The organism is Janthinobacterium kumbetense, assembly GCF_023703445.1.
Lineage (GTDB): Bacteria > Pseudomonadota > Gammaproteobacteria > Burkholderiales > Burkholderiaceae_D > Janthinobacterium > Janthinobacterium kumbetense.
Genome location: NZ_JAMQGR010000002.1, coordinates 117199 through 138146 on the forward strand (window position 1 = coordinate 117199; position 20948 = coordinate 138146).

General features: G+C 64.0%; 20 protein-coding genes. 2 read left to right on the forward strand and 18 right to left on the reverse strand.

The features are described 5' to 3' along the window. The first annotated feature begins 106 nt into the window (after nucleotides 1-106). Nucleotides 107-625, forward strand: a complete 519-nt coding sequence (locus NCG91_RS07880; protein ID WP_251349301.1) for a CcdC protein domain-containing protein — start codon at nucleotides 107-109, stop codon at nucleotides 623-625. A gap of 9 nt (nucleotides 626-634) precedes the next feature. Here NCG91_RS07880 and NCG91_RS07885 read toward each other — a convergent pair whose 3' ends face one another. The 8 genes from NCG91_RS07885 to NCG91_RS07920 form a co-directional block, all read right to left on the reverse strand. After that, complete coding sequence (locus NCG91_RS07885) at nucleotides 635-1444, reverse strand: hypothetical protein (RefSeq protein WP_251349302.1); 810 nt, start codon at nucleotides 1442-1444, stop codon at nucleotides 635-637. An 88-nt stretch (nucleotides 1445-1532) separates the two neighbouring features. Continuing rightward, nucleotides 1533-2111 (reverse strand): nucleotidyltransferase family protein, encoded by a 579-nt coding sequence (locus tag NCG91_RS07890; RefSeq protein ID WP_251349303.1) that lies wholly within the window; start codon nucleotides 2109-2111, stop codon nucleotides 1533-1535. A 4-nt stretch (nucleotides 2112-2115) separates the two neighbouring features. Beyond that, nucleotides 2116-3120: a DUF4424 family protein gene (locus NCG91_RS07895; protein ID WP_251349304.1), complete on the reverse strand. Its 1005-nt coding sequence runs from the start codon at nucleotides 3118-3120 to the stop codon at nucleotides 2116-2118. After that, nucleotides 3120-5951: an ATP-binding protein gene (locus tag NCG91_RS07900; RefSeq protein WP_251349305.1), complete on the reverse strand. Its 2832-nt coding sequence runs from the start codon at nucleotides 5949-5951 to the stop codon at nucleotides 3120-3122. The genes NCG91_RS07895 and NCG91_RS07900 overlap by 1 nt, the downstream gene beginning before the upstream one ends. 8 nt (nucleotides 5952-5959) lie before the next feature. Then, nucleotides 5960-6706, reverse strand: coding sequence for a hypothetical protein (locus tag NCG91_RS07905; RefSeq protein WP_077399077.1), 747 nt, complete (start codon nucleotides 6704-6706; stop codon nucleotides 5960-5962). Beyond that, nucleotides 6699-8069 carry a hypothetical protein gene (locus NCG91_RS07910; RefSeq protein ID WP_251349306.1) on the reverse strand — a complete coding sequence of 457 codons (1371 nt, stop codon included), beginning with the start codon at nucleotides 8067-8069 and terminating at the stop codon, nucleotides 6699-6701. Before NCG91_RS07910 ends, NCG91_RS07905 begins: the two co-directional genes overlap by 8 nt. A gap of 224 nt (nucleotides 8070-8293) precedes the next feature. Further along, on the reverse strand, nucleotides 8294-9058 hold the full coding sequence (locus NCG91_RS07915; RefSeq protein ID WP_099665640.1) for a DUF3108 domain-containing protein: 765 nt from the start codon (nucleotides 9056-9058) through the stop codon (nucleotides 8294-8296). Continuing rightward, nucleotides 9059-10177 carry a DUF3108 domain-containing protein gene (locus tag NCG91_RS07920; protein WP_251349307.1) on the reverse strand — a complete coding sequence of 373 codons (1119 nt, stop codon included), beginning with the start codon at nucleotides 10175-10177 and terminating at the stop codon, nucleotides 9059-9061. Between the two features lie 149 nt (nucleotides 10178-10326). Between NCG91_RS07920 and NCG91_RS07925 the strand changes: the two genes are divergently transcribed. Further along, nucleotides 10327-11037, forward strand: a complete 711-nt coding sequence (locus tag NCG91_RS07925; RefSeq protein ID WP_251349308.1) for a PhaM family polyhydroxyalkanoate granule multifunctional regulatory protein — start codon at nucleotides 10327-10329, stop codon at nucleotides 11035-11037. Nucleotides 11038-11058: 21 nt separating this feature from the next. Here NCG91_RS07925 and NCG91_RS07930 read toward each other — a convergent pair whose 3' ends face one another. The 10 genes from NCG91_RS07930 to NCG91_RS07975 form a co-directional block, all read right to left on the reverse strand. Beyond that, entirely contained in the window at nucleotides 11059-11355 is a 297-nt protein-coding gene (locus tag NCG91_RS07930; RefSeq protein ID WP_251349309.1) for a hypothetical protein, read from the reverse strand. Then, nucleotides 11339-13069, reverse strand: coding sequence for a response regulator (locus tag NCG91_RS07935; RefSeq protein WP_099665642.1), 1731 nt, complete (start codon nucleotides 13067-13069; stop codon nucleotides 11339-11341). The genes NCG91_RS07930 and NCG91_RS07935 overlap by 17 nt, the downstream gene beginning before the upstream one ends. An 11-nt stretch (nucleotides 13070-13080) precedes the next feature. Beyond that, nucleotides 13081-13800, reverse strand: coding sequence for a sensor histidine kinase (locus NCG91_RS07940; protein WP_251349310.1), 720 nt, complete (start codon nucleotides 13798-13800; stop codon nucleotides 13081-13083). Between the two features lie 158 nt (nucleotides 13801-13958). Then, a complete protein-coding gene (locus NCG91_RS07945; protein ID WP_251349311.1) occupies nucleotides 13959-15761 on the reverse strand; it encodes a family 2A encapsulin nanocompartment cargo protein cysteine desulfurase in 1803 nt (600 codons plus the stop codon). Then, complete coding sequence (locus NCG91_RS07950; protein ID WP_034784363.1) at nucleotides 15736-16665, reverse strand: family 2A encapsulin nanocompartment shell protein; 930 nt, start codon at nucleotides 16663-16665, stop codon at nucleotides 15736-15738. The genes NCG91_RS07945 and NCG91_RS07950 overlap by 26 nt, the downstream gene beginning before the upstream one ends. 118 nt (nucleotides 16666-16783) lie before the next feature. Continuing rightward, nucleotides 16784-17008 (reverse strand): helix-turn-helix domain-containing protein, encoded by a 225-nt coding sequence (locus NCG91_RS07955; RefSeq protein ID WP_034784364.1) that lies wholly within the window; start codon nucleotides 17006-17008, stop codon nucleotides 16784-16786. A gap of 7 nt (nucleotides 17009-17015) precedes the next feature. Next, a complete protein-coding gene (epsC, locus tag NCG91_RS07960; protein WP_251349312.1) occupies nucleotides 17016-18011 on the reverse strand; it encodes a serine O-acetyltransferase EpsC in 996 nt (331 codons plus the stop codon). Nucleotides 18012-18030: 19 nt separating this feature from the next. After that, nucleotides 18031-18528, reverse strand: a complete 498-nt coding sequence (locus NCG91_RS07965; RefSeq protein ID WP_251349313.1) for a rhodanese-like domain-containing protein — start codon at nucleotides 18526-18528, stop codon at nucleotides 18031-18033. Nucleotides 18529-18741: 213 nt separating this feature from the next. Beyond that, nucleotides 18742-20373, reverse strand: coding sequence for an FAD-dependent 5-carboxymethylaminomethyl-2-thiouridine(34) oxidoreductase MnmC1 (gene mnmC1 / locus NCG91_RS07970; RefSeq protein ID WP_251349314.1), 1632 nt, complete (start codon nucleotides 20371-20373; stop codon nucleotides 18742-18744). Further along, nucleotides 20373-20936, reverse strand: a complete 564-nt coding sequence (locus NCG91_RS07975; RefSeq protein WP_251349315.1) for a DNA-3-methyladenine glycosylase I — start codon at nucleotides 20934-20936, stop codon at nucleotides 20373-20375. The genes mnmC1 and NCG91_RS07975 overlap by 1 nt, the downstream gene beginning before the upstream one ends. Between the last annotated feature and the right edge of the window lie 12 nt (nucleotides 20937-20948).

A 20948-nucleotide genomic window follows, 5' to 3' on the forward strand; every position in this document is an offset into this window, starting at 1 on the left:
TGCATGCCATGTAAATGTCAACATGCAACTTTTACCGTTTGACAAGCATCGCCGCCCGTCCCCATCTGGCTTACAATCGCTGTTTTACCCGTACCCGATTGCATACATGGAAACCACCACCCTCGCCCTGCTGTTACTGGTCCCGCTGCTGGTCTGGCGCATTTATTCGCGCCTGAAGAAACTGGTGGCGCGCCAGAAGTCGCAGCTGTGGCGGCACTGGACGGTGGCAATCGCCTTCCCCGCGCTGCTGCTGTTCCTGGCGACGACGACGAAGTTCGACGTCCTGCCCCTGTCCAGCCTGGGCGCGGCCGCGCTGGCCGGCGGCTGGCTGGGCGTGCTGGGCTTGAAGCTGACGCGCTTCGAACAGGTCGGCAAGGACTTTTTCTTTACCCAGCACCGCTACCTGGGCCTGGCCATCACGATGCTGTTCATCGCCCGCCTGCTGTACCGTGGCATGGAAATCTACCTGAACTCGCGCCTCGACGTGCCCGTGCCGCCGCCACCGTTCGGCCAGAGCGCGCTGACGATGGCCGCCTACGGCCTCGTTATCGGCTACTACGCCGTGTATGCGTGGGGCCTGGTGCGCTGGCGCCAGCGCAACCAACCGCTGCAGGCGCCCGAATAAGTCATCCCGTCAGTAGTACTGGCACAGGCCTTCGCAGGTCGTCACCGACAGCGCCTGGCGTATCGTCGCCAGCGCCGGCGCCAGGGCGGGATCGAGGTCCTTGTCCGCATCAGCCAGGCTGGCCAGCAAACGCTCGCGCAACGGCGGCGCCATCAGCGCGACATTCGGCGCTGCGTACTGCGCGGCCGCTTCCAGCATGCGCTTCTTTTGCGCCACGTTCCAGAACGGCACTTGCACGAACTGCACCACGCCGACATACAGGGTGGTCGAGCCCTTGCTGAAGGCGCGCGCGCGCATGCGCTCCGTACCGCTCACTACCTGCAACGGCTGGCTACTGAATTCCTGCTCCATCAAGCCAATCAAGTGCGCATGGCAATGCATGCCAAAGGCAAAAAAAGTACTCATTTCATCGCCATAATTGGCCAGGTTCTCCGTTACCTGGTCATTGCGCGCCTGCTGCAACTCGGCGCCGGACAGCGGCAGCGGCCGCTCGCTGCCAAACGTGTAATACGCCTTGCCGATGTTGGTTGCCCGTTCGCACAGAGCCACGCTCGGGTTGATGTCCTGCAACGCCGCAACGGGCGCCCGGAACAGGCCCGGCGCATCGGTAATCCGGGCAATCAGCGCTGCCACTTCAGGGTCGCCCAGGCGCGGCAAGCCGCTTTGCAGCGTAGCCTTGGCCATCAGCGCTTCCAGGCGCGCGCTGGCTTGCTGGAAATCGGTATAGCTGTCGGCCCAGGCGGCAGGCGCCGCGAGGATGGAGGAAAGGCACAGCAGGCGGCCGAGGCGGCGCAACGGCATGGAAATCGACAGGGACATGGGATCAGGAAAACACTATTGGAAAATTGGCAATTATAGGCAATCTGTATCCACAGTGCATTTAATTATGTTTTACACCACGTTTTACCTAGGCGATGATGGTAACGCGCGGCCAGCGCGCCGCATAATCCTTGCTGGCGAGGCGCTGCGCATAGCCGTCCAGGCTGATGCGCGCCGGGTTGCGCCGTACCACCATATTGAACAGGTCATCGAGGCCATGCGGCGCGATGATGCCGATTTCGCCGTCAGGCTGCAGCGAGATGCCAACCGAGGTGGCAAACTCGGGCCAGGTAGCGATGGCGTCGTCGAGCGACCGCAGGGGCGGCACGGCGTAGCCGAACGCGTCTTCGAACCACAGGTGCACCCGCGCCTGGTTGCAAACCTCCCACGGCACGCCGGGCAGCACAGTTTCCAGGCGCTGGCGCAGCTGCGTTTCGCTTTCCGGACGCATATCGCAGGCATCGAAATACGCCACGTCGACGTCGCTCAAGGCCGACGCTTGCGCGTAGCCATGCAAGGCATCCCACACGAGGTTGCGCACGGCGCCGGCGCCGATGCAGCAGTGGGGCAAGCCCAGCTGCGCCACGGCGTGCAAGGCTTGCATGCACCACGGCGTGGCGCCGGCGATGGCGCGCAGGCGCGCCGCCAATGCTTCCTGCCGACTCATTCAGCTAGGGCCGGATCTGCGGCGCCACGCCGTCGTGGCTAACCATGCCTTCGACATTGCCGAAGTACACATCCAGGTCTTGCTTCGGATGGAAGTTGCGCAGCTTGACTTGCAAGGTGGTGGGGTTGATTTTGGTAAACGTGCCGGGGAAACACAGGCTGACCAGCTCGTCCGACTTGCCCTTGATCAAGTTCAAGGTAAAGTCTTCGATGCCATTCTTCCACGTATTGCCGGTGGTCAAAATGTACGACACCCACACGGCATTGACGAAGCCGCTTTCGCCCTGCTGGGCCGCCAGGCGGTTCCACGTCTTGTAGAAGGCCTTGTCGCCGCAGTATTTCTTTTCAAATGTATTGCCATCGCCCAGGTAGGACGCGCCCGGACCGGCCGCAACGAACGGCGCATATTGATGGCGCACGCGCACGACTTTGCCGGCAGGGAATTTCTGCTGCCACAGGTAGATGACTTTCACGGTCCAGGCCGGTACCCATTCCTCGTCGTACAGCTGGGCCAGCAAGCCTTCGCGGATCATGGTCTTGCTCTGCGCGGCCGTCAGCGGCGCCACTTTCTTGTCGAACGGCGTGTGCGAGGGGAAATACGCAATTTGCGCATCGGACAAGCCCAGCTGGCGCAAGCGGCCCGTCACGTCTTCGGCGTCGAGCTTGGCGACGAAGGTGGTTTTATATTCCTTGCGCTTGCCATCCACGTCGACGGTAAACTGCTGCGGCTGGCCATAATACGTGGGCGAGCCGTGGTAGCCGGAAGAGTATTCGGGCAGCGGGAAGAAGATCGTCTCTTCCACATCCGTTTTCGATTCGTTGAGGAACTCATACTCGACCTTGATCAATTCCGCGCTCACGCTGAGCACTTCCTTTTTCATGGCCACGGCATCCGTCTTGCCGAACAGGATGCCCCCAGCGCTCACGGAGCCGATGCCGTCGTTGGCCATGGCCGGCGCCGAACACGCCAGCGCCAGCGCGGCGGATGCCAGCAAGGTGCGCACCAGCATCACGCCACCTTGCCCGAGACGGGATCGACCCGGCGCTGCAGCACGAAAATCGGTTGCGCCCATTGGGTATCCTTTTTCTTCTTGCTCGTGATCAAAGTCAGTTCCGATGGATCGTAGACATCCGTGTTGTGCGTCAACGGCGTCGTCATCAGGTATTGCGCTTCCGTGTTCTTCAGGAATTCGCCAACCAGTTGAATGTTGCGGATATCGAGGTGGGCAAACGGTTCGTCGATGAAAACGAAGCCGCCGGAACCGTCTTCCGATTTCAGCAAGCCGATCAGCAGCACCAGCGATTTCATCACTTGCTGGCCGCCCGACGCTTCGCCATCGTTCATGCCGATGACGCCCTTGCCGTCGAACTTGAAGCGCACGTGCAAGCCCGCCTGCGACAGCTGCACGTCGTCGTTTTCCAGGCGCACGGGGTCAGCATGCACTTCGATGCCGGCCAGCTCGCCCAGCTCCTTGATATTCTTGCTGTAGGTCTTGATGGTGTAGCGCAAGCGTTCCATGTAGGCGCCGCGGGCATTGCCCGTCGCTTCGATGGCGCGGTTGTTCTGGTAGCGGCGCTCGTCCGTTTCTGACTGGCGGCCATGCAACTGGTCCGACAGGCGGTGGTGCTGGTCGATGACGGTGGCGTCGAGTTCCCAGTCGTCGCGCGCCAGGCTGTTTTGCAGGCTGGCCACGCGCAAGTCGACCTGGTGCGCATTCTGGTGCTCGGCCACAAGCGCCGCGCGTCGACCCGGCCTGCGCCAGCTTTTCGGCAAGTGGCGCCACGCATGGCGCAGGGCCAGCAAGGCGCGCGCATGCTCGGCGCGCTGTTCGATTTGTTTCTTGTAGCCCAGGCGCGAGCCCGCTTCCGCCTCGGACAGGGCCAGGCGCGCGTTTTGCCACACGGTATCGGCACGCGTGCGCGCCACGGTGGCGTTCTTCGTCAGGTTTTGCAGCTCGCCCAGGCGGCCGCCCACTTCCAGGCGCTCTTCCTTCAGCGGCTTCGAGTTGCGCAGCGCTTCGGCGAACTCTTCCTGGCGCGCACTGAGTTCCTTGGCCGCGTCGACGCCGGCGATGCGCGCTTTCAAGGCGCCCACTTCGGCCGCCAGCTTCGAAATCGCCAGGGTCAGGGTGTCTTCCTGTCCTTCCAGGCCCGGCAGGGAGCGCAGCAGCGCTTCCAGGCGGCCGCTGCGGCCAGCTTGGCCGAAGCGGTAGCGCGACGCTTCCACGAACAGCGAGCGCCCGCCGCGGCGTTCGCGGTGGTACGCCTCGGGCGTGATCCACTCTTCGTGGTTGCCCAGCTTGAAACCTGCTTCGACGGAATCGACGCGGGAAATGCGCGACAGTTGCTCGATCAGCCAGCTGGGCACGGGCGCGGAAAATTTCACCACGGCCAGCAGGCTCTCGTCTTTCGCCACCGGCGCCGTGACCAGGTCGGGCACGATGAAGTGGCGATAGCGCTCCTTCTCGGCCAGACGATAGGCGGCCGCCGCATCCTTGGCCTTGTCCAGCAACACCACCGAAGCGTAACCGCCCAGCACGCCTTCGACGGCGCCCTGCCAGCGGCTGTCCGTCACTTCGACGATGTCCGACAGCATCGCGTGGCCAATGCCCGCATCGCGCAGCGCGCGGCGCATGCCGCGCACATTGTCCGGCTCCGGCATGGCCGTCTTGCCTTGCAGCGCGGCAATAGTTGCCTGTTCGCCCGCGATGCGCGCCGCCAAGGCGTCGCGCTGCTGGCGCTGCTGCAGCAATTGCGCTTCCTTCTGTTCCAGCTGGGCCGCCACTTCGACGATGTCGCTGCCCGAGTCCGCCGCCAGCTTGTGCAAACGGTCTTTCTGCTCCAGCAGGCTGTCCAGCGGTTTGAGCTTGCTATTGATCAAGGACAAACGGCTCTGCAAGCCGATCGATTCCTGTTCCAGCAAGGTTTCGTTCATTTGCGCGTCGGACAGAGCCTTCGCCTGCGATGCCAGCGCGTTGCGTTTATCGGTCAGTTGCTGGTCCGCCTGCGCCATCGGTTTACGCGCATCGCGCAATTGACGGCTGGCCGTGGCCGCTTTTTCGCGCGCCTCGTGGTACTGCAGGCTGGGCAGCACTTCTTCCAGCAGGTTGCGGCGCTCTTTGTGCAACCCTTCCCACTGGTGGTAATTGGCCACGCGCAGGCGCAAGCCTTCCAGGTTGGTCTTCGACGCTTCCAGTTCCGTCTCGAAACGTTTCAGTTCCACTTCCGTGTCGCGCTGGTGGCGCTTGGCTTCGTCGTAGGCGTCCAGCACTTCCTTGTCGCCAAACACCTGGAACACCAGGTCGAGCAGCTGGCGCGGCGCATATTCGCACAATTTGTCCGTCTCGCCCTGCTCCAGCGCCAGCACTTTCGACATGGCGGGCGACAGGCCCGCATTGGCCAGGCGCTTGCGGTAATTTTCCACGCCGAGCCAGTCGTTGGCGTCCGTGATGTCCTCGATCTGCACATTGCCCGGACGCATCAGATACTGGCGCTTCCAGTCGCCGCCATTCTTCTGGATCTGGCAAAACAGGGTCACTTCATCGTCGCTGAAGAAGCCGGAACTGCGGAACGGGCGGTTCGACAGCTGCTTGCCCACGTTCTTGTTGTCGACCACGGCGCGCAGCCAGGCCGTCTGCTGGCCCGAGTGGCGCGCATAGTGTTTATAGGTGCGCCCCATCGAGCAATCGAGGCCAAACAGGGTACGCAAGGCGTCGAGCAAGGTGGTCTTGCCCGAGCCGTTCTGCCCCGCGATGGTGATGATCTTCGCGTCGAGCGGAATATTCTTGATGCGCTGCCAGTAATCCCAGTGCACCAGTTCAAGTGATTTGATATGAAACATGGGCGCTTTCAGTGAGGGAGGTCGGACGCGGGCTCATCGCCGTCGTCGGGCAGGTCGCCGATGTCGGCGGACAAGTCGTCCGCCAGGTCGGCGTCGGGCAACGTATCGCCGCTGACGGCCACCAGGCGCGCCGGCGCCCGCTTGAACACGTCAGCCAGGGCGCCGTTGATGATGCGCTCTTTCAAGACGTCCGTGTCCATCATCAGGTCCAGCAGCGGGCCTTCCAGGATGAAGTCGCCGCGCCGCTCGATGAAGCCCAGCTTGGCCAGGGTGCCCAGATTCATGTCCATGCGCGTCTTCTTGCCCAGCTTGTCGCCGAAGTCCGACAGCAGCGCCTTGTAGGAAATGCCGATCGACGCATCTTCCGCGCGCGGCAGCGGCTTTTCCGTGCCAAACATGTCGTTCTGGTCGTCGTCCGCGTGCTGGTGGGTTTCCTGGCGTTCACGCTTGGGCAGGATGATCTGCGCCCACAGCACCACCAGCAAGGCCACGCCATCGCGCGCCAGGCCGAAGTTATTGTTTTGCCACACGTCGCGCGCGCCGAAAATCTTCGGTTCGATGGTGCGCGTCAGTGCCAGGGTGACATGGTCGGCGTACACGTTGTCGAGCAATTTCAAGCCGCAGGCCAGCAAGCGCGCATCGATCTCGGCGCGGAACAGCTCGTCGGACAGCACGCGCTTGACGAGCTTATCGTCGCGGCGCAGGGTTTGATGCGTGAGCAGGCGCGCAATCAGGATTTGGGAATCGTCATTCATCAAAGGTGGCGCCATCTAAATCAAGTGAAACATTCAGTGAAAGCGAGGCGATCGACATGGCCGCCACGTGGGGGTCGGTCAGTTGGACCATCTCGTCGGTCGGTGTAAAGGTAATCGGCAAACGGGCCAGTTCGGCCGTGGATCCCTGCAAGCTCGCTTCGGAGACGTCGCCCAGCAGCGGCAGCATGGAGGCGCGGTACGAGGCCACGGCAAAGCTGGCCGGCAGCAGGGAATCCTGCACGGGCACCGATTTCGGCCCTTCTTCGCCGATGCTGGGGAAATTGCCCAGGCTGGCGAAGTTCGACAGGCGTTCGAGCAAGTCATCGAGTTCGAGTTGCATGGCGGGACCGTCGCTGATGGTGGTGGGCGCGTCCTCTCCGCTGGGCAGGCCCGTGTTGATGACACCCGCCGCCCGTTCGGACAGCAGTTCCGTTTCCGCCACGTCGATCATTTCGGCCGGCGTGGAGAACAGGGGGACGACAGGCTGGTCGATGGCGCCCTCGGCCAGGCTGGCCAGGTCGTCATGCAGCAAGAGCCAGCGCTTGATGTCCGTGGTCGACAAGCCCGACTGGCCCAGGTGCACCCGCTGGCGCTCGATCTGGTTCAGGGCGCGCGAAAACATGCCTTGCATGTTCAGCAATTTGCTTTGCGCGCGGCCGATCGCCTGCGCTGCCTTGTGCGTGGCGCTGTCCGCGTTTTCATCGGATGTGATCGCCACGAGGATCTCGGACCCCTTCTCGACCCAGTCGCAAGCCATGTTCCACTTCGCTTGCGCCGTGCGCAAACGGAATTCGGAACCGGAGGCAATCGCGTCGGAGAATTCTTCCGTCAAGTCCACCAGGCGGCCCAGCAAATGCTGCAGTTGCTCGACCGACACGCCACCGACGGCTTGCGCACCCGCCACCTGCGACAGCAGGAAACCCATTTCCGCTTCATCTTCCGTCTGCCCCAGGCCCAGCAAGCTGTCGATGGCGGACAGCACATTGCGCGCCATCGGGGTCACGCGGTACACGCCCTGCTGCGCATCCCAGGCCAGCAACTGGTTCGAGCGCAAGCGCAGCAAGACCGTTTCCAGGCTTTCCGGCAACAGGTATGCGAGTTTCGTATTGATATCGGCGCGCGTATAGGCGGACGTGGCCGCATCGGACGCGAGTTCGCGCAACACCAGCAGACGCACCAGCACGCCATCGAAACCGCCGTGGAACAAGGCCGTAAACACTTGCAGCAGGGGCTGCGCCCGCTTCAAGTGAAAAACTTGCTCAATTTCATCGGCCGAAATATTGGGCTGGAAATGCGCCTGCAAGGAATCGTGATGCTCTTGCTCTGTCTGATTTGCATCCGTAGCCACGGCTGCACTTGCCATTATATCAATCATTCTTTTCCGGATGAGTGTTCAGCGGGCGGCGCTGCGGGCTAACGCGGCGCTGCGGGGCGGGGGCGTCAGTATATCAGTTCTGACATGCAATTTAGCGCATGGGAGGGGGCGGTGCGGACATGGCGCAACACGGCCGGTGCGCCGTGCCGGGCCAGGAGGGTGAAATGGGGGGCCAAACACGGTATGCCTGGCCCCAAGCCATTAGTGAACACTTACTTCCTGACGATCTTTTGCAAGGTTTGCTCGACGTAATCGCCGTCTTCATCGGCGAACGTCACCTTCACGGGATACCATTCCAGCGACGGCGCCAGCCACAGGTCCACTTGCTGGCCCTTCTTGTCCGGCGGCGGCGCCTTGACCAGGTGCACGGCTTCCACCAAACCCTGGCCGGTGGCGACCGTCTCCTGCTTGACGACCTTGAAGGTCCACGGTTCGGCATCATGGCGGCCGGCAACGAAGAAGCTCCATTCCGAGCCGGGCGTGAATTTTTCCGGGGTGGCGCGCGCCACGCTGACCAGTTGCCAGACGGTGCTGTTGCGGTCCTGCTCGCCACCTTTCAGCGGATACGTTTCATCGCCCTCGCTGAAGACGATGCTCTTGCTGTCGCGCTTGAAGGTGGTCGTGGCCGCTTCCTTGCGGAAACGTTTTTCCACGAACTGCGCCGGCGCCAGGCCGTAATCGTCGACCGTGCCTTCGCTGCGCTGCTCCAGGATCTTGCCGAACAGGGCAGCCTTGGTTTCGGCCAGCAGCGAGTACTTGCCGTCGCCGGCGCGCCAGTTGCTGACCGATTCGCCGGACAGCGCAATGCCGCGCTGCTTCGCCTTGATCGAATAGACGAGGTCGGCCGACGGCGCCAGCTTGTACGGGCGCTTGATGACGGGATGGTCCACGGGCTCGTCCGCCGCCATGGCGGGCGTCAGGGTGGCCGCCAGCAGGCTGGCAGCCAGGACGCGTTTCAAGGTAGTCAAAGTAGTCATTTATTTTCCTGTTGATTCATTTACGGAGATCTTGGTCACGGTTTGCGTGGTCAGCGCCCCGTTCGCTTCGGTATTGCGTATTTGTACCGGATACCATTGCATGGACGGCGCCAGCCAGACATCGAGCTGCGACGAATACGTGCCGGGCTTCGGCGGCCGGCGCAGGTGCCACGTCACCAGGCGGCCCATTTTCGTGTCCAGTTCTTCCTCGCCCACCAGGTGGAAGCGGAACACGGTCGCTTCCTTTTCCTCGCCGACGAGAATATCGATATTGCCCACCAGCTGGTTGACGTCGGCACGGCCGATGGCGGCCAGCTGGAACGGCACGGTGGCCTTGTCCTGCGCCCCTTCCTGCCATGGCGCCGTGGCCGTCGTGGCCGAAAACGTGATGGCCTTGGCGTCGCGGTTGAAATGCGTGGCCGTTTGCGCGCGGCCCTTGCGTTTCTCCGTGGCCGTGACGGGCACGATGCCGCTGCCATCGATCCGGCCCTCGCTCGTCAGCACCAGCAGGTTGATGCGCGTGATCAGCATGCTCAAGCCCACTTCCAGTTTCAGCTGATACGTATCGCCCCGGTTTTCCCACGCCATCGCGGCCACGCCCTGCCACTTGGTGCCGTCCGCATCGCGCCTGTCCACGTGCAGGTCGAACTGGGCCGACGCGGGCGCGTTCGTCTTGTAGTGGCGTGCCTGCTCGACGGGCGGTGGCGGCGGTTCGCTGGCCGGCGCGGGCGCGGCGGCCACGGCGGGCGCCGGCGCCGTGATGGCCGGAGCCGCCACGGCGGCCGGCTCGCTCGTGGCCGGGCCTTCCGGCACGTCGCTGACGGGCGCCGTCAACTGCGGCGTTTCGCTCGACGCCAGCTCCGTCGGCGGCGGGGGCGGCGGCGGCCTGGGCTTGGGCACGGGCCGCAGTTCGGGCGGCGGCAGCGGCACCACCGGCAGGGGCTTGGGCGGCTCGGCGATCAAGGCCATGCTGACCATCTGCGCATGATTCTGTCCCAGCGGCACCATGCTGGCGCGCGAGGTGAGCCATTCCAACGCCACGTAATGCAGTACGCCGATGACCGCGACAAAGATGACGGTGCGGCGGCGCGGTGGCGAAAAGAAGGAGTCAGGCATCATAGGCCGTAGTGTAACGCTTCCGCCCCGCTTCCCGCTTCTTGCCCGTGCTCAACTCTTAATGTTTTATGTAAGAAAATGTTGGCGGCATTGCGTCAGTTGCAAGCCGATATCTGCTACGCTAAGGCTATCCACCTACCAGGAGATTTCGCATGGCAAACCCGCAAATGCCCCAAATGCCGGGCGCAGCAGTTGTGACCGATACGCTCGACTTCGTCAAAAACCTGTGGGGCAGCATGAGCGTGCCCGGCATGGGCATGCCTGGCATCACGGCGCCCACCATGTCGGTGGAAGAGCTGGACAAGAAAATCAATGACTTGAAGGCTGTTGAAGCATGGCTGAACCTCAACACCAGCATGCTGCGCGGCAGTATCCAGGCGCTGGAAGTGCAGCGCGGCACCATCGCCACCTTGAAATCGATGGGCGCGTCCCTGGCGGCAGCCATCACCCAGCCCGGCGCCAGCGAAAAATCCGTGTTTGAATCGGTACCCTACGCGTCCGCGTTTTTCCAGCAAGCCGCACCTGCGGCGCCTGAACCGAAACCGGCGCCGACGCCCGCACCGCCACCCGCTGCGGCGGCGCCCGCCGATGCCGGCAGCCAGGCCGGAGCCCAGCTGGCCAATCCAAGTGCCTGGTGGAATTTGTTACAAGATCAGTTCACGCAGGCCGTCTCGACAGCGATGTCGCCCGACGCCGCCAGCGCGGCAGCGGCCAGCTTTGGCGGCGTGAGCAAAGCCAAGCCAGCGGCCAGCAAGCCGGCCAAACCTGCCGAAGCAGGCACGGCAGCCAAGGCCAAGGCCCCGCTGCGCAAGGCGCCCGCGAAACGCGCAGCACCCAAGGCTAAAGCACCAGGCAAGGCCTGATGTTTCAAGCCGGCAATATGATCAGGCGATACGATGAATGCGGATCGCCTCGATCATGTTGTCGGCCTGGCGTTTTACGTCACCGATCGTGATCAGGCCTTCGTCGGCCAGCGCCTTGGCGTGCTCGTACGAAGACTGGAATGTTTCCAGCGTGTCTCCCTTGGCGGCGACCGGGCGTACCCAGGCAACGGCGCCGACCTTCATTTTTTTGTATACTTCATTGACCACATCACGCATAGTTTCTTCCTTATTGTTGTAAAGCAACTCAAGCACGGGCGAACCCACGCTGGCCCCTAGTTTATCATCCGGCACGCTCACGCACGGCTTTTCCCCCTTTTTCCGCTGCCGGCGGCGCATTTTCCGGCGCCGCGACGGCGTCTTCCGGCCCGGGCGGCGGTGTCAGCTGCACCAGTTGCTCCATCAATTGCGCGAAGCGCTGCTGCCCTGGTGCAATTTTGTCTACATACAACAACACTTCCATGGCTTCGGCCGCCAAATCGGCCTGAAACCCGCGCTGCTGCAGGAAGGAAACGATGATTTGCGCGGAATTGAACAGGATGCGCAAGTTGTTCGGCAGTTTTTCGCGCGCCGCGCGCATCCAGGCGACCGCTTCGTTGAGCTTGTCCGTCTTCCACAGCAGCACACCCTTGTTCATCAGGTCCGACGCTTCCTTGCGCGAGGCGATGATCAGGCTCGTGCCTTCATCGCCCATCTTCGCCTTGTCGAAAATCTTTTGCACTTCGTCCTGCACCACCTGGTTGTCGTGGTTGTTCTTCACCACGTAGCACAGCAGGCCGGCCGGCGCATCCTTGACGCCGACGGCGAACAGCAGGGTGGCCAGCTCCATGCAGATGGCCTTCTCGGGCCGCGCCGGGTCTTCCAGCAGCATGGCTTCGAGCTCGTCGCCGCACTTGCGCGCGCGCCGGTAATCGCCCGTTTCGTGGTGCACCATGCCTTCCGTGATCTTCGCGCGCAAGCCGATCTGTTCGGGCGAGAATTCGCGCTGCGCCAGCAGCAGCCACTGCAGCGCCTCTTTCGCATCCTTCTTCAAACCGCACACGCGCGCCAGTCCCAGGTAGGCGTCCGGCGTCTTCATGACGGAAAACTCGCCGATGGAAATACACTTGCGGAAAGCCTTTTCCGCCATGCTGACATTGCCCACTTTCAGGGCCGCCAGTCCCAGGTTGCGCTGGCGCGGCACGGAATTGGGCGACAGGCGCGCCGCCTTTTCCAGCACGCCGCACGCTTCCTCGTGCTGGCCCATCAGCTGGTAGGCGACGGCCATCTGGTCGTAGGCGTCGATGTAGTACTTGTTTTCGACGATCACGCCCTGGAAGATCTGCCGCGCCGCCTCGTGTTCGCCGTTATTCATGCGTATCTTGCCCAGGCCCGCCTTGGCCCAGCTGTAATCGCGCTCGGCCAGCACTTTTTCGTACACGGCGCGGGCTTTTTCCGGCTCGCCGCTTTTCAGCAGCAAACTGGCCTTCATGCGCAGCAATTCCAGCTCGTGCAGCTTGTTGACCTCGATCTGCGCGTCGCACAGCTTGGCGGCGCGCAGATAATCCTTTTCCATGCAAGCCTGGTCGATTTCGCGGAACACCTGCTTCTTGTGCCACACGCGGTTCAGCCGCGTCAGCAGCACGCCTTCCGTGATCGGCTTGATCAGATAGGCGTCGGGCTGGTGCTCGGCCGCGCCCATCACGGATTCCACGCTTTTTTCGGCCGACACCATCAGCCACACGCTCGATGGCGCCGTCAGGTTGCGCACGCGCGTCTCTTCCAGCACTTGCTGGCCATTCTTGCCTTCGCCCAGGTTGTAATCGCACAGCACCACGTCGTAGCGCGTCTTGGCCAGCAGCTTCATGGCTTCGCCGCCGCTGGCCGCCTGGTCGATATGCCGCGCGCCCAGGTTGCGCAGCGATTCGCGCAGCAGGATGCGGATGCCGATGAAATCGTCGACCAGCAGATAATGTTTGTCGGCCCAGTCGGTGCTGCCCGCTTCGGCGGCGGTGGCGTGGCTGTCTGTCGTCATGGATTCCTCGTTCAGGGCAGGCGCAGGATGAAACAGCCGCCGCCCAACGCGCCGCCATTTTCCAGGGCAATGCTGCCGCTGCTGCCCCGGTGCTTGTGCATCTTTGCCACTTCGCTGGAAAAATACAGGCCCAGTCCCGTGCTGTTGGTGGAAAAATTCACGCCGGCCGCCATGCCATCCATGGCCTTGCTGCCCGCGTCCAGCAAGGCCTGGGTATAGCCGTCGCCATTGTCTTCCACGCGCAGCTCCAGCATGTCGTCGTGCTCCCGCACGGACAGGCGGATCGTGTCTTTCGTGTAGCGGATGGCGTTGTTGATGGCATGCGCGAGCACGCCGATGACCAGGTCTTCATCGAGGGTCCAGATCAGCTCCGGCGGACAAGCCGTCTCCAGCAGGATGCCTTTCGAGGCCAGCAGGATCTTTTCCTGGTCCACCACCTGGTCGATGACCTGGCTCACCAGTTGCGGCTGCACGTCGAAGGGGTAGCCGGGCTTGCCCACTTCCTTGTACAGGGCCAGCAGCTGGATCAGGTTATCGTTGAGGCGCTTGGTCTGGTACAGCATCTGCGCCATCTGCAGGTAGGCGGGGTCGGCCTGGGGCGCGGGCTTGGCCTGCTCGGCCGCCAGCAGCGACTCCAAGGTGCCGCTGACAACGCTGATCGAGTTTTTCATGTCGTGCACGGTCGACGCCAGGAACAGGAAAAGCTCGGGCGAGCTGTGTTGATCTTCCACCGGATATCTCCTTGGGGGCCGCGGCTTGAATATTGCCAAGGATAAATTATACCGCCAGCCTGCGGGCGCCTGCCAGCCAGGCGCAAAGTCCGTGACATGACGCAACAATGCCGCCCCCGCTGGCGCAGGGGCGGCATCGGCTTGACAAGGCGGCAAGATCAGCGGCGCGCGCCCGCCAGGCGTCTGACCACGACGATCATACGGTCGATTTCCTCGTACGTGTTGTAGAAGGCGAACGAAGGGCGCACGGTCGCTTCCACGCCGAAGCGGCGCAGAATCGGCTGGGCGCAGTGGTGGCCCGAGCGCACGGCGATACCCTCGTCATTGAGGGCGCGCCCCACTTCCGCCGGCTCGTAACCGGCCAGCACGAACGAGGCCACGCTGGCCTTGTCCAGCGCCGTGCCGATCAGGCGCACGCCGGGAATCGCCTGCAAGTGGTGCGTCGCGTATTCCAGCAGCGCGTGCTCGTAGGCGGCGATGTTTTCCAGGCCGATGCGCTGCACGTAGTCGATGGCCGCGCCCAGGCCCACGGCATCGGCGATATTGCCCGTGCCCGCCTCGAAACGGTTCGGCACGCCCTGGTAGACGGTGCGCTCGAACGTGACGTCGGCAATCATGTTGCCGCCGCCCTGCCACGGCGGCAATTGCTCCAGCAAATCCGCCTTGCCATACACGGCGCCGATGCCCGTCGGACCGAACACTTTATGCCCCGAAAACACATAGAAATCGGCGCCCAACGCCTGCACGTCCACGCGCAGGTGCGACACGGCTTGCGCGCCATCGACCAGCACGCGCACGCCGGCCGCATGCGCGAGCGCGATGATCTGCGCCACGGGCGTGACCGTCCCCAGCGCGTTCGACACCTGCGTCACGGACACCAGCTTGGTGCGCCCGTTGAGCAGCTTGCGGAATTCATCGAGGATGATCTGTCCGCTGTCGTCGACGGGAATCACGCGCAATGTCGCGCCCTTTTCCGCCACCAGCTGCTGCCACGGCACGATATTGGCGTGGTGCTCGAGCTGCGAGACGATGATCTCGTCGCCTCTGCCGATGTACTTGCGGCCAAAGGTATTGGCGATCAAATTAATGCCTTCCGTGGCGCCCCGCACGAAGATGATTTCATTGGCCGAGGCGGCGCCCAGAAAACTGGCCACCTTGGCGCGTGCCGCTTCATACGCATCGCTGGCGCGCGCCGCCAGCGCGTGGGCCGCGCGGTGGATGTTCGAATTCTCGTGCGCATAGAAATACGACACCCGGTCGATCACCGACTGCGGCTTGTGCGTGGTGGCCGCATTGTCGAACCAGGCCAGCGGCTTGCCGTTGACCCGCTCGGCCAGCACGGGGAAATCGCGTCGCACGGCGTGCACGTCGAACGGCGCCGGCGTCTGGTGCTGGCCAGGCGTCGTCACCGAGGGCAGCTCGGTCTGGAAATAGAACGCGGGCTGGCCACTGGCTGGCGAGACGGGCAGCTGGCGCGCGGGCGCCTGCTGCGGCGTGGCAAACAGGCCCTGCACATCGTCGGGCACCGTCTGCCCTTGCCCCTGCCGCGCCAGGCCATCAAGGCCATTGCCCGACGCGGGATAACCATGCGCGCCACCGATAAAATAATACGGCGACGGCGCAGCCGGCGCATTGATCGCCGACAAGCGCGGCGTCGGTACGGATGCGGGAGCCGGCGCAATAGGCGCTTCCAAGGGCGCCGTCACGGGCGGCACCTGCGCCGTCGCCACGCCGGGAGCGATGGCGGCGAACACAGGACCGGGTTGCGGCGGCGGACGGTTCGCATAGCGGGGCGCCGCATCGAGCACGCTGCCGGAACCGCCGAGGCTGGGAGATTTATCCAAGCCCGGCAGGCGGGCAAAGAATTCTCCCGCCAGGCGGTTCAAGGTCGCTTCGTCGGGTAAAAACGGGACGGCAGGCAAGCCCGCCGCGCCATCACTTGTAGGTGTCTGGGTAGTCATGGTATTTACCGATCTCCACGTCTTCCAGTACGGCCAGCGCATCATCGGTCAGCACGGCCAGCGAGCAATACAGCGAAATCAGATAGGACGAAATCGCGTGGCGGTTGATGCCCATGAAACGCACGGACAGACCCGGGCTTTGCTCGCCCGCCAGGCCAGGCTGGAACAGGCCGATCACGCCCTGGCGCTGTTCGCCCGCGCGCAGCAGGATGATCTTCGTCTTGCCGTCTTCTATCGGCAGTTTGTCGGACGGCACCAGCGGCACGCCGCGCCACGTGAGGAACTGGGAACCGAACAGGCTGACGGTCGGCGGCGGCACGCCGCGGCGCGTGCATTCGCGGCCGAAGGCGGCAATCGCCAGCGGGTGCGCGAGGAAGAAGCCCGGTTCCTTCCACACTTTCGTCAGCAGTTCGTCGAGGTCGTCCGGCGTGGGCGCGCCCGTCAGCGTAAAGATGCGCTGGTCGTCGTGCACGCTGGCCAGCAGGCCGTAGTCGGGATTGTTGATCAATTCGCTTTCCTGGCGCTCCTTGATCGTTTCGATGGTCAGGCGCAGCTGCTCCTTGATCTGGTCGTGCGGACTGCTGTACAGGTCCGACACGCGCGTGTGCACGTCGAGCACCGTGCTGACGGCATTGAGGAAGTATTCGCGCGGCTGGTCGTCGTAGTCGACGAAGGTTTGCGGCAGTTCCGACTCGTCGCGCTGCGAGCAGGCCACGCGCACGTCCTTCGGATTTTTCACGCGGTTCAGGCGGTAGATACCCGCTTCCACGGGCAGCCATTGCAGCAGGTGCACGAGCCAGCGCGGCGTGATCGTGGACAGCTGGGGGACGCTCTTGCTTGCATTGGCCAGCTGGCGCGCGGCGTTATCGCCCAGCGCGAACTGGTTCTCTGTTGCTTCTGCCATGACTACTCCTGATGAGAAAAGTGAATATGCTTATCTGAAAAACAAATAAAGTATCAAGCGTCTCCCCTGATCTCTCAACATGCTATCGCCATCAACGCGACGTTTTAATCCACCCGCTTTAATCCACCAATTCCGGCTCGCAACGCGCCATCAGTCCCGCCAGGCCGATGCCCAGCGCGCCGGCCAGCTTTTCCACCGTCAGCAGCGACGGCGTGGCGGCGCCCCGTTCGATTTCGCCGATGAACGAGCGGTTCAAGTCGGCCGCTTCGGCCAGGCGCTCCTGCGACCAGCCATGCCCTTCGCGCAACTGGCGCACGGCCAGTCCAAACTGTTTGATCAACATGCTGTCCTCATGGGTGGTGGGCAAAAGCGGGGTGGGATGGCGCCGGCAACTCCGGCAACTCCGGCGCCTCCTGCTGGTTATGCGCTTGCGTGACATGGCTGCCGGGCGCCACGCTGCGGGTCAGCCAGACATTGCCGCCGATGACGGAGCCCTGGCCGATGGTCACCCGTCCCAGGATCGTCGCCCCCGCGTAGATGACCACGTCGTCCTGCACGATGGGGTGGCGCGCCAGTCCCTTTTTCAGCACGCCGTCGGCGCCGGCGGGAAAGCGCTTGGCGCCCAGGGTGACGGCTTGATAGATGCGTACCCGTTCGCCGATGATGGCCGTCTCGCCGATCACCACACCCGTGCCATGGTCGATGAAAAAGCCGCTGCCGATGATGGCGCCCGGATGGATGTCGATGCCCGTCTGCGAATGGGCCACTTCGGCGATGATGCGCGCCACCAGCGGCGCGCCCAGTGCATACAAGGTGTGCGCCAGGCGGTAATGGATGATGGCCAGGATGCCGGGATAGCACAGCAGCACTTCGTCGACGCTGTGGGCGGCCGGGTCGCCATGGAAGGCGGCCGCCACGTCCGTGTCGAGCTGGGCACGGATGCGCGGCAGCGCGCGGGCGAAGCGCTGCACGATGGCCAGCGCCTGCTGTTCGATGGACACCGTCTGCTGCAAGCCGTGCTGGCGCGCGTGGTAACTGAGTTCGCGCCGCACCTGTTCGTGCAAGCCCGTCAGGGTCGTGTCGAGCGTGTGGCCGACAAAGAAATCCTCGCTCTCCTGCTGCAGGTCGAGGGGACCCAGGCGCATGGGGAACAGGGCCGCGCACAGGGCTTTGATGATGTCGTGCAAATGCTGGCGCGACGGGAATTCGCGCGCGCCGCACTCCTGATTGCTGGCCAATCCTTCGCGCCACTGCTCGCGCACGGCGCGCAATTCATCGACGATCTGGCGCAATTCCCATTGCGGCTGCGCGGCAAGGGAGACAGGGGGAATGGCTCGCTGGTTCATGGTGATCCTGAAGGGAGATTTAATCTTGCAGCCAGGGCAGCGCATGCCAGCGCCAGCCACCGCTGTGGCCGCGCTGCTGCTGCTCGTCGAGGTCGCCCTCGAAGCCTTGCGCGATATTGAAGACGTGCGTGAAGCCCGCCTTGGCCGCCGCTTCGGCAGCTGCGGCCGAACGCTTGCCGCTGCGGCACAGCAGCACCACGACGGCGTCCTTGCCGCCCACTTTCGCTTCCAGTTCGCGCGTAAAGCGGGGATTGCGGTTCATGGACGTGCCGGTCGCCCACGCCACGTGCAGCGAGGCGGGCACGTAGCCGACGAAGGTGCGTTCTTCATTCGTGCGCACGTCGACCAGCACGGCTTTGCCGGCCTGCACCAGCTGCCATGCATCCTGCGCACTGACGATGCCCGCATACGGCAAGCCTTGCGCCTGCGCCTGGGTACGCGCGAGATTGAGCACTTCGTCAAACGCCGCCTCGCCGTGCGCGGCGCGGGGATCGAAAATCAGTTCTGCAGCAGCCATCTTTCCACCTCTTTATTCCGTCGTCAAAAACCAGCACGAGCCCACTGTAGCGAACTTATGTTGTTCGGAAAACAAATTAAAAAGAGTTTGGAAAGCTGAAAAACGTATATGGAGAAATCGAAGGGGGAGCGTCTGGAAATGCCCAGGGCCAGGCGGAGTGCCGAAGACAGTACGAACGTACGGCGAGGCAGGACAACAACGCCATGGGCTTTTTCAGGCGTTCCGGCGGCGCTCGCGCAGCAGGAAGCGGGCAGGATCGAGCGCCTCCGCCAGTTGGCGCTCCAGCGGCAGCGGTTCGCCCTCCAGCTGGCAAGCCAGCAGCTCGGCCGCCAGCGGCGCCCAGATCAGGCCGCGCGAGGCATAGCCGAGCAAGCCGAACAGGCCGGGCCAGCGGGGCACGTCGCGCAGGCGCTCGCAGCGGCCTGGCACGCCGGGGTCGGGCAAGGCGCCCGCCAGCGGCAAACGGTCCGGCGCCACGCAGCGAAAGCCCGTGCGCCCGGCCAGCGGCGCCTCGAACGGGGCTACGCCAAGGATGTCGGCGATCTTCGCGATATTTTCTTCCTGGCTCGATGGGCGCAACGTGGTGTCCGCGTCCGCATCGTAGCTGGCGCCCACGCAGACGACACCCTGGTGCGCCGGCGTCATGTAGGCTTCGCGGCAGACGACGAACGGCAACGAAGGCAAGCTGCCTTCGGCCAGGTGCGTGACCTGCCCGCGCACGGCGTCCAGCGGCAGGCCGGCCGCCTGCTCGACATCCACGGCCCCCGTGCCCGCCGCCAGGATGACGGTGGGCGCGGCCGCGATCAGGGTACCTTGCGCATCGCGCACCAGCCATTCCTGATCGCCGCGTTCGAGGCGCAGGGCGCTGCTGGAAAAGCGCCGCGTGAGCAAGGCGCCGCAGGCATCGAGCATGGCGGCGCAGACGGAGGACGGGCGCGCCCAGCCGCCCTGTTCGAACCACCAGGCGCCATCGGGCGCCGGCGCGCCCAGCATGGCCGCCGCCTCGGGCGCTTCCAGCCAGCGGGCGAATTCGCGCGGATACAGGCCGCTGGCGGCGATCTGCCGCTGCACCTGCGCATGCGCGTCATCGCGCGCCAGCTGCAGCACGCCGCATTGCGCGCCATCAAAGGCGCTGCCGATACCGCCCAGGTCCTGCCAGTAGCGCAGCGAGTACAGGTAGGCGGCGCGCACCAGGCGCGTGGCGATATTGTCGTCCTTCGACAGCTGCGGCATGAAGATGCCGGCCAGGTTGCCCGACGCCTCGCTGGCCGGCTGTGCATGGCGTTCGATCAAGGTCACCTTCCAGCCGCGCGCGGCCAGGCGTTCGCAGGCGGCCGCACCGGCCACGCCCGCGCCGATGACGATGGCGCGCCGCTCGGGCGCCACGGCAGCCACGTGCTCTGCGCGCCGCGCATAAAACATGGCGCGCAAACGGCTCTCGTCGAAGACAAAACCGTTCTTTTGCAGCGCCATGCGCTGCGCCTCGTCCAGGTGCACGGCCTGCAGGCGGGCGCCATCGACCATCAGGCGCGCCAGCACGGGCGTGGCTGCCGGCACCCAGGCCAGATGCACTTCGTCGACACGCGCCGACAATTGCGCCAGGCAGGCATCGGGCTCGCCGATCAGCACATCGAGCGTGACGAGGCCATCGTGCGAGACCATGCGGTGCAGGCCCGGCACGCAGGGCGGCCACTGCGCGCGCCACTGCTCGGGCAAGTGGTTGGCGTCGACGGGACGCGGCGCCAGCGCGATGTAATGCACGCGGCGGCCGCCATGCGCCGCGCAGGCGGCACGCAAGCGGGCGCCGTCAAAATCCGTGTCGAGCAGGACCAGCGCGCGGCGCATCAATGCCCCGCGCGGCAAAAGCAGGCGGGCGCATGGTCGTCGACCATGCCGATGCCCTGCATGTAGGCGTAGATGATGGTCGAGCCGACGAACTTGAAGCCCCGCTTGAGCAAATCTTTCGACAGTTTGTCGGACAAGGCCGTCCTGGCGGGACGCTCGCCGGTCTGCCAGCTGTTGACGATGGGCTGGCCATCGACATACGCCCACAGGAAGCTGTCCAGGGTCTGCCCTTCCGCGCGCAGGCGCAAATAGGCTTGCGCATTCGTGATGGCCGCCGCCACCTTCAGGCGATTGCGCACGATGCCCGGGTCGAGCAGCAGCTGCGCCACCTTGTCCGGGCCATACGCGGCGATCTTTTCCGCATCCCAGTTATCGAAGGCGGCGCGGTAGGTGTCGCGCTTGTTGAGGATGGTTTCCCAGCTCAGGCCAGCCTGCGCGCCTTCCAGGTTCAGCATCTCGAACAGCCGGCGCTCGTCGTGGCAGGGCACGCCCCACTCCGTATCGTGGTAATCGAGATAACGGGGATTGGCCGGATTGGCCCAGGCGCAGCGGGTAATATTCATGGTCGTGTTCTT